Origin of the sequence: Aerococcus mictus (genome assembly GCF_003286595.3) — a bacterium.
GTDB lineage: Bacteria > Bacillota > Bacilli > Lactobacillales > Aerococcaceae > Aerococcus > Aerococcus mictus.
Genome location: NZ_CP132985.1, coordinates 1,139,545 through 1,150,322 on the forward strand (window position 1 = coordinate 1,139,545; position 10,778 = coordinate 1,150,322).

General features: G+C 39.0%; 12 protein-coding genes. 4 read left to right on the forward strand and 8 right to left on the reverse strand.

Going from position 1 to position 10,778, the window contains the following annotated elements:
* Positions 1–76: 76 nt before the first annotated feature.
* From DBT49_RS05305 to pnuC, 4 genes are all read right to left on the reverse strand, one after another.
* Positions 77–520 carry a hypothetical protein gene (locus DBT49_RS05305; RefSeq protein ID WP_060778272.1) on the reverse strand — a complete coding sequence of 148 codons (444 nt, stop codon included), beginning with the start codon at positions 518–520 and terminating at the stop codon, positions 77–79.
* Between the two features lie 65 nt (positions 521–585).
* Positions 586–3,069 (reverse strand): bifunctional lysylphosphatidylglycerol flippase/synthetase MprF, encoded by a 2,484-nt coding sequence (gene mprF / locus DBT49_RS05310; RefSeq protein ID WP_070560138.1) that lies wholly within the window; start codon positions 3,067–3,069, stop codon positions 586–588.
* Between the two features lie 121 nt (positions 3,070–3,190).
* Positions 3,191–4,096 (reverse strand): diacylglycerol/lipid kinase family protein, encoded by a 906-nt coding sequence (locus DBT49_RS05315; RefSeq protein WP_070560362.1) that lies wholly within the window; start codon positions 4,094–4,096, stop codon positions 3,191–3,193.
* An 86-nt stretch (positions 4,097–4,182) separates the two neighbouring features.
* Positions 4,183–4,809: a nicotinamide riboside transporter PnuC gene (pnuC, locus tag DBT49_RS05320; RefSeq protein ID WP_070560137.1), complete on the reverse strand. Its 627-nt coding sequence runs from the start codon at positions 4,807–4,809 to the stop codon at positions 4,183–4,185.
* 179 nt (positions 4,810–4,988) lie between these two features.
* Here pnuC and DBT49_RS05325 point away from each other — a divergent pair, with 179 nt between their 5' ends.
* The 4 genes from DBT49_RS05325 to DBT49_RS05340 all read left to right on the forward strand — a co-directional run bounded on the left by DBT49_RS05325 (position 4,989) and on the right by DBT49_RS05340 (position 7,195).
* On the forward strand, positions 4,989–5,417 hold the full coding sequence (locus tag DBT49_RS05325) for a universal stress protein (protein WP_070560135.1): 429 nt from the start codon (positions 4,989–4,991) through the stop codon (positions 5,415–5,417).
* Positions 5,418–5,432: 15 nt separating this feature from the next.
* Positions 5,433–5,867 carry a universal stress protein gene (locus DBT49_RS05330; protein ID WP_070560133.1) on the forward strand — a complete coding sequence of 145 codons (435 nt, stop codon included), beginning with the start codon at positions 5,433–5,435 and terminating at the stop codon, positions 5,865–5,867.
* Positions 5,868–5,955: 88 nt separating this feature from the next.
* Complete coding sequence (gene nth, locus DBT49_RS05335; RefSeq protein WP_070560361.1) at positions 5,956–6,603, forward strand: endonuclease III; 648 nt, start codon at positions 5,956–5,958, stop codon at positions 6,601–6,603.
* Entirely contained in the window at positions 6,596–7,195 is a 600-nt protein-coding gene (locus tag DBT49_RS05340; RefSeq protein ID WP_070560131.1) for a 5-formyltetrahydrofolate cyclo-ligase, read from the forward strand. The genes nth and DBT49_RS05340 overlap by 8 nt, the downstream gene beginning before the upstream one ends.
* Here the strand turns inward: DBT49_RS05340 and DBT49_RS05345 are convergent.
* The 4 genes from DBT49_RS05345 to DBT49_RS05360 all read right to left on the reverse strand — a co-directional run bounded on the left by DBT49_RS05345 (position 7,161) and on the right by DBT49_RS05360 (position 10,545).
* Positions 7,161–7,619 (reverse strand): aminoacyl-tRNA deacylase, encoded by a 459-nt coding sequence (locus DBT49_RS05345; protein ID WP_198434550.1) that lies wholly within the window; start codon positions 7,617–7,619, stop codon positions 7,161–7,163. The genes DBT49_RS05340 and DBT49_RS05345 overlap by 35 nt on opposite strands.
* A complete protein-coding gene (locus tag DBT49_RS05350) occupies positions 7,612–8,469 on the reverse strand; it encodes an NAD(P)H-hydrate dehydratase (protein WP_070560129.1) in 858 nt (285 codons plus the stop codon). The genes DBT49_RS05345 and DBT49_RS05350 overlap by 8 nt, the downstream gene beginning before the upstream one ends.
* Positions 8,470–8,566: 97 nt before the next feature.
* A complete protein-coding gene (gene gdhA, locus DBT49_RS05355) occupies positions 8,567–9,913 on the reverse strand; it encodes an NADP-specific glutamate dehydrogenase (protein WP_070560127.1) in 1,347 nt (448 codons plus the stop codon).
* A 119-nt stretch (positions 9,914–10,032) separates the two neighbouring features.
* Positions 10,033–10,545 carry a ComE operon protein 2 gene (locus DBT49_RS05360; RefSeq protein ID WP_013668568.1) on the reverse strand — a complete coding sequence of 171 codons (513 nt, stop codon included), beginning with the start codon at positions 10,543–10,545 and terminating at the stop codon, positions 10,033–10,035.
* Positions 10,546–10,778 lie beyond the last annotated feature (233 nt).

Below are 10,778 nucleotides of genomic sequence, written 5' to 3' on the forward strand. Positions count from 1 at the left end.
AACCCTTTTCTGGTCAAAAAAGAGAGTCAAGTTCCTTTTATGGGAATTTGACTCTCTTTTGACTTTGATTAAAATTTTATTGACCTAATTTTTTGATGAGTTGTCCGCGTTCATTATAGATATATTGGCGAGCCTTTTGGCTGTCATTCATAGCTACAATCAGACGGTCACGATAAGGTTCGGCTAACTCATCAAAAAGATAATAATCGTCATCGACATCATATTTGTTTCTTTCCGCCTCAATTTGACCAGGTTTTCTTAAAGTATAGGATTTTTTTGGCAGCTGGCCATCTAATTGTTCCTCCTCAATCCGATAGACATAATTATCATCTTCGTATTGGATTTCTAAGGCTCCGGTATTAGTGCGAACAGTTTGGACATTGTCATATTTGTCCTTTTGTAACTCCCACCAAGCTTTAATCCCTGCTAAAGCCTCTTCTTCACTGGCAAAGGTCCCGTGTTCTTTGCGGACATCATCACGTTTATTTTCCCAGTATACGGTATAAACGGTTTGTGACATGATATCGCTTCCTTTCCTATCGTCGTTTCTATTTAGTGTAATCGAAATTCCTTAAAAAATAAACATTAATCCCTTGTCTTGTGGGTAATATCTAATAAACTAATTAAAATCTTGATTAAAGTGGTCTGATTAGGATAAATAATATAGCGGTTTTCCCATTCAGGACGGAATTTAGATTTGTAGGCACGTAATCCTTTAAAGCCATAAAAGCGATTACCAAAATCATATACCAGATGCAAGGTCTTATCCCGTGGGCTAGCATAGGATTTTGTCCCTACATTAGCCAAAGGCGCCATCCCCAAAACAAAGCGGTGGTAGCCAAGGTCTTTGGCCCATTGCAATAACTGCAAAATGAGCATCTGCATGACATCCCCAGCATCATGACTGATATAACGCATTAAATCAATTGAAATCATGTCCTCCGATATCGGCATAATACTTGCAAAAGCATAGATCGCCTTCTCATCTCTTAAGACGGCAATCCGCTCTCTAGCTAGATAGTCCTCATAGAAAGCCCCCATGGAAAAACTCATTTCTTCTCGCTTATTAAGCCACTGATCAGAAATTTGCCGCAAGTCATGGATAAATTTATCATTATAAGGCGGTTGGTAAACTTCAAAATAGAGCCCAGCCCGGGTCATATCATTGCGAACGGAACGCCGGTTTTTATTCTTCTTCCCTTCAAAAGTAAATTCATCTAAATCAATAATCGCCGACTCCCCTATTTTCAAGGTAGCGTAGCCTAAACTACAAAAAGCATCCAGGTAATGAGGGGTAACCTCATAAAAGCCGACCGCCATATCCATATGTTCAGCATATTCCAAAAATTCTTCTAAGGCGCTAGGAAAATCCTGACTGTTACCAATGGGGTCACCCAAGGCAATTAAATTATCCGATGAGGGGCGGTATAAAATAGCCACAGTTTGTTCAGTGTTAAAAAAGATCATCTTGTCTTTCAAATAGACTAAGTGGCTATATTCGCTCCCCCCATATTCAGCGATAAGCTGTTCGTAAAGATTAATTTCATCTAGGGAAGGTGGTAGGAAGTCCAGTCGTTCACTGCGACTAAATAGCACTAAAATAGTCAACAAACTAGCAATCACCAGGTAGAAGAAAATATGTAATGGATTTAATAAATAGACATGACGAGTGAAAGGCATATGTCTAAAGTGCCCGGTGATTAAAAAAATGATTAACAAAAGACCTGCACAGGCGAAAAAGCTAAGTAAAATATTCTTACGATTCAATGCCAAATGATTGCGAGTAAAGAGAAAACGGGACTGATAAAGTAAATAAGTCGATAGGAGTAAGAAGATCGCTTCCTCATAGTCTAAGCCCTTAATCATACAAGCAATGGCTCCTAGAGGTAAGAGAATAAGTGTCAACCATAATGCCCTTCTGATCCGCTTAAATAGGCCAAAAGATAAAATAAAGGCAGTACACCCGATTAAAAGGACCAAAAGAATGGAGACACTTTGTAAAGATCTGGGAATCAGGTATTTAAGCAAATGAATCCGCTCAGGAACGGCTGGTGAAATCACTGAAGAAATTAAAACCAAGCCGTTAACTGAGAGTAAAAAGGAAACAAAGCGAACAATCCACTTTCCCCATGCCTTTATCTTCATATCTTCTTCGAATAGTTTACTGGTAAACCAGTTATGGAAAACATAGAAACAAGCTAATAACCAGGGAATGACGTAGTAACATACCCGGAGGATAACAATCGCTGCCAAAACTTGATCGGGATTATAACCGGCATTTTGCATCATTAATAATACCGTCAGGTCAAAGGTCCCCAAACCTCCAGGAATAAAACTTAAAATCCCTACGACGTTAGCGAAGCTATAGACCATCATGGCAAATATCGGTGATAAATGCGGCATAAAAATTAACATCACAATATAAAAATAGGTAAAAGAAGCTACCCAGTCACACAGCGAAGCGGATAGGTAAGCCAATTTCTTCTTCCAAGTGATAGCTTCTAGGCCAAATTTTTTACCCAATTTTCTGGCTAAAGGCAATTTATCATAGAAAAAATACAAAGGCAGATAGAGTAAATAAATTACTGGAAGTAATAGTGAATAACCATCAATTTTTCCTGATAATAAGACGATTAATAATAAGACGCCTAAGCCCAGAAAACTGGCAAACCAAGTTTCTAAGGAAATTTGTATGGCTTGCTTAGGCTTCAGCCCGTGCTTTTGATAAAAATTATTTCTAAGAGCAGCACCGGTAAAGCCACTTAAGCCGATAAATTCATTAAATGCTTGGCTTATCCAGCCCATTTGTAAAATTTTATAGCTATGGGCAGTCACCGTGTAGTTACGGGTAGCAACATAGTCATACCACCCGTTAAAGCTAAAGCCTAATAATCCAAAGATTACTAAGGCCATCCGGGTAAAAGCAGGTAGGTCAGCTAAGGAATCAAAAAACAAGGACCAATTAATTGACCGTAACTCATTTTGAATGAGATAGCCGAAAAATAAGATCAGTAAAATATAAAATACTATTTTAAACATTTTATGATAGCGATTATAAATATCTTTCATAATATAGGATGTTCCTTTATTTTTTTATAATTAAAATAGGAGCCATACTAGACTCCTATTACTTTTCCTTAGTATACACTAAAGCCTTATTAAATTGTCTTAAATTTATTTAAATTAGCCTTTATTGAACTGCTTGGGTCTTAGGAACATAGAAATTAATGTGCTTTGGCAATAATTCAATTTCGCATGGGAGATAAGGCCCATCGTTACCATCAATATCGACCTGGGTTTCATTATCATCAGAATTCGTGATGGTTAACTTGGAACAGGCAAAGCTTTTGATCGAGTCATTATCTTCTAATTGACCAAAAAGGATATCCTTTAGCGCAGATAACTTTGACCCGGTTGATTCATCGGTTAAAATATACACTTGAAATTGACCGTCTTGTAAATTACTTTGTTCATTAGAGAAGACCAGGTTTCCCACTTGGTTAGTTAATAGGACAAATACATGACTGGCTTTGCCTTCAAAACTTTCACTATCAGATTCAATTTTAATAGGATGGGTGTCATCTTTAGGTAGAGCTGATAAAATATTCTTCAGGTAAGCAAAGGAGCCAAATTGTGATTTCTCTTCGGAACTGGTTCCTGTGGTTGCTTCAATTAACTTGCCAAAACAAACATAGTAGTTGAAATATTGATCATTACAGCGACCAATATCTAAACGATGGCTTTCTTCTAAATCTAAGTTCTCAATATACTGATCAATATCTTCAGAAATATTAAATAATTGGGCAAAAGTATTGTTGGTTCCTGCTGGGAAGAAACCTAAAGTGGGTCGGTAGTCCTGGCCGGCGAGCCCATTGACCGCTTCATTAATGGTTCCATCACCGCCAACAGTAAATAAAGAATCATAATGGCCTTGACAGGCTTCCTGGGCAAACTTCAAGGCGTCATTATCTCCTTCAGTCTTTTTTATATCGACTTGATCAAACTTACCGTTGAGAAAATCAGCTAGTCGTTTACCGTATTCCTCGCCTTGATTATCTCCAGACCCTGGATTGACAATTATCATAACCTTACTCATCATTATCCCCCTCTTTTTAACTATGGTAATTTAATTGTACAGATTATTTTGCCTATTTAACAGTCTAATCCCCTGTCTATGCTGGCCTAATTTTTCCAGTTAATAAAACCGCGGCAGGCATTGAGTGAAAAGACGAAATACATGATGGCCATTTGTGGTACCCCCTGCATGAGGAAAATATAAAGGGAGATAAGATTAGTGATTAACCATAAAATCCAGCTGGCCCGCTTTCTTTGCACCAATTGCATGTATTGAGCAATGATAGCTGTGGCATTATTAAATGCGTCCCAGAAGATAAATACGCCACCGAGAAAATAAGAAACGGTCCCTAAACCAAAGAAACCTACTAAAACAGCGAAACCTACTAAACGCCAATTCGTCTTTTCGTCTACAATAAGCTCCCCGGATTCATCTTTATGATGTTGCCATTGCTGAAAACCAAAGATTTGGGTAAATAAATAATAAATGCTGGTAAACATGTCACCAAAGATCCGATTACGGCCTGCTACTATAGCAGCAGAGATATTTTGAATCGCGTTAAAAATGAAATTTCCTTGCCACTTCTTTGCCAAACCAATAACTCCAATCAGCCCCATCCAGGAAACCAAGTTGGGTAAATTAAACCAACCATTTTGAAAAGACCCCCAGGCTGTGATAACAACTAATAAAATATCAGTGATTAAATTAAGACTTTGACGATATTCTTTTTTCACTCAATTGATCCTCCTATATATGTATTTTTTAACGAATAATAGATAAACCTGTTAAATATCTTACCATGGAAAATTTACTCCTACTAGTCAAAGTTAGAGCCTCAGGCTATTATTGATTATAAGTGTTTAGATTGCTAAAATAATAATAAAGAAAACGTTTATATAAGGGAGGAATATTCATGTCAATAAAAAGAAAAATTTTAGTTGCTGTCGACGACTCTGACCAAGCTCGCGATGCTTTTGTTGAAGCGGTCACTATCGCCAAGGCTAAGGAGGCCAATTTATACCTGGTATCTGTTATCGACGAAGATATTTTATCTAACCGTGAAGAAAGTGATTATTCTCACAGCCTTGTCGGCCAACGGCAAGAGTTACTCAATAATTACCGTCAACTTGCCAAGAATCAATTTGACTTTGACCAAGTCAATGCTGAGGTCTTTGTAGGCGAGCCTAAGCGACAAATCATTCACCTTTTAAAAGAAGATCCTGCCTTTGAATTGATTGTTGTTGGGGCAACTGGGAAAAATGCTAGAGAACGTCTCTTTATGGGCTCCGTTTCTCAATTCGTTGTTCGCCATTCCCCTGTTTCAGTGCTTATTGTCCGCTAGTAAGGAAGGTTAATTATGCCAAAGAAAAATATTCAAAAAATAATGGTACCTATTGATGGTTCTGAACCAGCCAAGGCTGCCTTTGAACAAGCCCTTGAATATGCTCATATCTATCAAGCTAAACTCTATATTTTTAGTGTAGCTGCTGATTTCTTACGTTATGACTTTGATGACTTTAATTTAAAAGCCCATGACCATGAATTATGCGCCTACCAAGAATTATTAAAGAATTACCAAAAAGAAGCTCAAGAGGTCGGAATTACAGATATCACCATTGAAGCCCGTCCTGGAGATCCTAGAAAAGAAATTCTTGACTTTGCCGAAGAACAAGAAATTGATTTAATTATGATGGGGTCGACTGGTAAAGGCGTACTTGATCGCTTACTCATTGGGTCCGTTTCTGAGTATATTATGATCCATGCGGCCTGTGATGTTTTCATTGCTAAATAATTCCTGCTTAATAAAAAAGAAGCTGGCCCCCATGCCAACTTCTTTTTTTCGTAAAATTTACTTATATTTAATAGAAAAGGTGTTTTTATTGCTTTTAACTGATTCAGAAACCTTATCCGTTCTGAAAGAAATTATGGCCCTCTTTCCCGACGCTGGCCCAAGTTTAAACTTCAATTCTGTTTACCAATTACTCATCGCTGTGATGCTCAGCGCCCAATCCACTGATAAAAAGGTCAATGAAGTGACTCCTGATCTTTTTAAAGCTTTTCCCACGCCTAAACACCTAGCGGAGGCCAGCCCTCAGGACATTGAACCCTTTATCAATCAGCTAGGCCTCTATCACAGCAAGGCGCGTTATTTGCATGCAGTGGGTCAACAATTAATCGACAAGTACGGTGGTCAAGTTCCCGGTCAACGCAAGGATTTAGAAAGTCTAAGTGGTGTGGGGAGAAAAACAGCCAGTGTCGTCCTCAGTCTAGGCTTTGACCAGCCAGCCTTTGCTGTCGATACCCATATCAGTCGCATAGCAAAACATCATCACTTTGTCGATCCAAATGCTACGGTAAGAGAAGTGGAAAAACGAATTACTAAGGTCCTCCCTGCTAGTGAATGGAAGGATGCCCACCATGCTTTAATTGCCTTTGGCAGGACGATTTGTACTGCCCGTAACCCTCAATGCTATCGTTACCCGCAATTATTTCCCCACCAAGGAAAGGAGACAAAGCGAAATGACTGATGAAATCGATAGTAAAAAAAGCAGGCTACGTCAAAAAATCAAAACAAAACGCCAAGCCCTCCCCCAGTCTTATTATCATTGGGCAAATGAAATTATTAGCGATAAACTAGTCAATTTTTCAATTTTTAACCAAGCTAAGCGTATCTTACTTTTTTCCAGTCTGCCCTTTGAATTTAATACCCAAGAGCTGATTCGTTTTTGTTTTAAGCAAGGGATTCAAGTAATCCTCCCCCGAGTTCATGGAAAGTCACTTGATTTGTACTATATTGATGAATCGACCACTTATCAAAAAAGTAGATATGGTATTTTGGAGCCTCAAGCTAATAGTCCCCAAGCTGACATTAGTAGGCTTGATCTCATCATCTTACCCTGCTTAAGTTGTAACCGCCAGGGTCAACGTTTAGGCTACGGTGGAGGCTATTATGACCGCCTCTTGGCTGATTTTAAAGGAATAACCATTATTCCTTACTTCGATAAACTAATGACTTCAGATATTCCTTGCAAAGACTATGACATAAAAGCAGATTACATTATAAGTGAAAGTGGTATTGTTTCGACTAACGTATCAAATGATCAACTTTGCCCTGAGTAACTTCTATTAGAGCCTTAGGATCAAGTCCGATTTGTTTGCCCCGTTCACCAGCACTGACATATATTTTGTCTTCATCAAGACAGGAATCATTATACCAAGTACGATATTTCTTTTTCATGCCTAGAGGCGAACAACCGCCTCGTACATAGCCGGTGAGGCCCAATAGTTCCTTAACATGGACTAACTCAACCCGCTTACTGTTAATGACGCGGGCACATTGCTTAAGATCAAGCTCCTGGTCAAGCGGTATCACAAATACAACGATTTCATGGTCATGGCTTCTAGCTACCAAGGTTTTGTAGGACGATTTCCCTGCTTGTGGTTGAAAACTACCATCTCTATATGGAATGATGGCTTCTTCATAAGGGATCTTGGCCTGGTCTAAGAGGCGCATAGCATTGGTCTTTTTATGTTTTTTACTCACGTTCTGCCTCCATCTCTTTCATAACTCTGGGTAAGAGATCAGCGATTTGACTAGGGCGAACAATATATTGATCTTGGTAAATGCGGTCTGCAATATAGCTATGAAGGAAAGTAGCAGCTTTCAATGCGGCTTCATGATCTGTATATTGGCCCATAAAGCCACAAACCATCCCAGTCAAGGTATCACCCATTCCACCAGTTGCCATACCAGGATTGCCGATAGCTAATTGATAAAAGTTTGCATGGTCAGCAAAATATAAACGGCTAGGTGCTCCTTTAAGGACCAAATTCAGTTGATAATGGTTAACGAATGATTGAATTCCTTCATTATCGTGGTAGGAAATTTCACCATGCGATAAGCGATCCCACTCCCCATAATGTGGAGTCAAAACGAGATATTTCGCCTGGGATAATTGGTCTAAGCCTTGGTCTTTTTGGCTGAGAATAGAAATCGCATCGGCATCAATAACCAATATTTTGTCAGCAATAACTTGTTTAATGAGTAACATAATCTGGTTAAAGCGTGAATGGTCGCGACCAAAGCCTGGCCCGATGCCAATCACATCAGCCTTTTCAATGGCCTTCTTCAAGCTATCTTGCCGACGCCAATCACTAACCATCACTTCAGGTAAAACGCTATGGATGGCAGGCCGGTTTACTGGATCGGTAAAGACAGTCGTCAGTCCTGCCCCACTATTGACACAAGCCATTGCGGCCATCTGAATTGCACCACCCATGGACTGGTTGCCTCCGATCAAAACAATATTGCCGTAGTCGCCCTTATATGAATTGGCTTGGCGCTTGGGAAAATGTTGAATAATTTCAGATTTATCAATTTCAACTTTCTCCATTTGCTCATCCCTTTCTCTTTGCCCAGTATAATTTGATTACGAAAAAGAGCGATTTTAATCATCGCTCTTTTTCAACAATATACTCTTTTTAAAAGGATTAAACAAGTCCTTGAGATAACATCGCTTGAGCAACTTTACTAAAACCAGCAATGTTAGCTCCTGCAATTAAGTTATAAGGGTCATTGGTGTATTTTTCAGCGGCTGATGTCGCTTGTTGATAGATATTATCCATGATATCTTTTAATTTTTGGTCGACTTCTTCAAAGGTCCAAGATAATCTTTGACTATTTTGAGACATTTCTAAGGCTGATACAGCTACCCCACCGGCATTAGCTGCTTTAGCCGGACCAACGAATACACCGGCTTCGAGAAGGGTATCTGTTGCAGCTTTATCTAAAGGCATATTAGCACCTTCAGAGATAAATTTAACCCCATTCTTAACAGCTTGATCAGCACCCGGTTTTTTCAGTTCATTTTGAGTAGCACATGGCATAGCCACATCAACGTCAATTTCGTGATCCCAAACTACTCCTTCGTAGTAGCTGGCACTTGGGCGTTCCTCGGCATACACCTTGATACGTTCACGTCTATTTTCCTTGACGTCTTTTAGTAAATCAATATCGATGCCTTCTTCATCCACGACGTAACCATTGGAGTCGGAGACTGTAAGGACAGTAGCGCCAAGTTCTTGAGCCTTTTCAGCAGCATAAATAGCCACATTACCAGCTCCAGAGATCATAATCCGTTTGCCTTCAATAGCTTCTCCCTTGGCAGCTAACATATTATTCAAGAAATAAACCGCACCATAACCCGTGGCTTGGGTACGTGCGAGTGAACCTCCATAAGTTAAAGGTTTTCCGGTAATCACACCATTTTGGAAACCATTTAGACGTTTATATTGGCCGTATAAGTAGCCGACTTCACGGGCACCTACACCAATATCCCCTGCTGGAACATCCATATCAGGACCGATATATTTTTGTAATTCGGTCATAAAGCTTTGACAAAAGCGCATAATTTCTTGGTCTGATTTGCCCTTAGGATCAAAGTCAGAGCCACCCTTACCTCCGCCAATAGGTAGGCCGGTTAAGCTATTTTTAAAGATTTGTTCAAAACCTAAGAATTTTAAAATACTCTTATTAACGGTTGGATGGAAACGTAGACCACCTTTGTATGGCCCAATTGCTGAATTAAATTGAACCCGAAAAGCGGTGTTAACTCGAGCCTTACCTTGATCATCCATCCAAGGCACTCTAAACTCAATGATACGTTCTGGAATAGCTAAAATTTGTAATAGGTTAGCCTCAATATATTCGGGATGTTCTTCAAAAACAGGTTCAACACTATCTACAAATTCATGAAGGACTTGTAAAAATTCTGGTTCCTGTTCATACTTCTTATCCCACAATTGACGTGTTTCTTGAAGATATTCTTTTGCGTTCATATTACATTCACACTTTCTATTGAGTATAGATATAAACTGATAAAACCTATTCCTATGGAGAACGATTAAATCATATGAAAATTATAGCAGATAATGGATTAGATGTCAGACAATTCTGATTATGAAAACGAATTCTTTTCTTTGCTCTGTTTTTCCTTCTCACAATTGAGTAAATTTTGTTGATGAAGTTGATGGAAGAAGTCATCTTCTAACTGCCTTTTCCAGACCGTTACCCCGGTTTTTTGGTAGAGTTCCAGGGCGTAAGGATGATTATGGTAGTCATAGAGATAGGAAACTTTTTTTATTCCAGCTTGAATAATTTGCTTGGTACAAGGCAAGCAAGGAAAGTGCGTCACATAGATTTCAGCGCCCTCAGTAGAAACACCAAATTTAGCGCACTGAATAATTGCATTCATTTCAGCATGGATCGTGCGCACACAATGCCCATCTTCCAAGTAACATCCCCCTTCACTACAATGGGTCTCTCCGCTGACAGAACCATTATAGCCTCCAGCAATAACACGATTATCTCTAACGATCACAGCGCCCACCATCAAACGGTCACAAGTGCTCCGCATCGATAAAACCAAGGCTTGTGATAAAAAATACTGATCCCAAGGTATACGCTTCATGACTATCCCCCTATTTCTTGATACCCTCATTATACCAAAGCTTAGAGTCTTGAAAAGAAATGAAAACGTTAAATATCAAATTATACTTCTTGTAAAATTGCTATAAAAAGTAAAGAAAAACCCTCCTAACTACTCGAAGTATAGTTGGGAGGGCTTGCTTTAACTAGACATATTTCTATTTGAAACTTCGCTTAAAACGAATTACTCAGTATAAGTAGTCACTAAATAAAGTA

Excerpts from the sequence above, each read along its gene's own strand:
- DBT49_RS05325 (WP_070560135.1), top strand. The coding sequence starts at position 4,989 with ATGTCAATAAAAAGAAAAATTTTAGTTGCTGTCGACGACTCTGACCAA.
- gdhA (WP_070560127.1), bottom strand. The coding sequence starts at position 9,913 with ATGAACGCAAAAGAATATCTTCAAGAAACACGTCAATTGTGGGATAAG.
- DBT49_RS05305 (WP_060778272.1), bottom strand. The coding sequence starts at position 520 with ATGTCACAAACCGTTTATACCGTATACTGGGAAAATAAACGTGATGAT.
- mprF (WP_070560138.1), bottom strand. The coding sequence starts at position 3,069 with ATGAAAGATATTTATAATCGCTATCATAAAATGTTTAAAATAGTATTT.
- DBT49_RS05330 (WP_070560133.1), top strand. The coding sequence starts at position 5,433 with ATGCCAAAGAAAAATATTCAAAAAATAATGGTACCTATTGATGGTTCT.
- DBT49_RS05350 (WP_070560129.1), bottom strand. The coding sequence starts at position 8,469 with ATGGAGAAAGTTGAAATTGATAAATCTGAAATTATTCAACATTTTCCC.
- DBT49_RS05360 (WP_013668568.1), bottom strand. The coding sequence starts at position 10,545 with ATGAAGCGTATACCTTGGGATCAGTATTTTTTATCACAAGCCTTGGTT.
- DBT49_RS05315 (WP_070560362.1), bottom strand. The coding sequence starts at position 4,096 with ATGAGTAAGGTTATGATAATTGTCAATCCAGGGTCTGGAGATAATCAA.
- DBT49_RS05340 (WP_070560131.1), top strand. The coding sequence starts at position 6,596 with ATGACTGATGAAATCGATAGTAAAAAAAGCAGGCTACGTCAAAAAATC.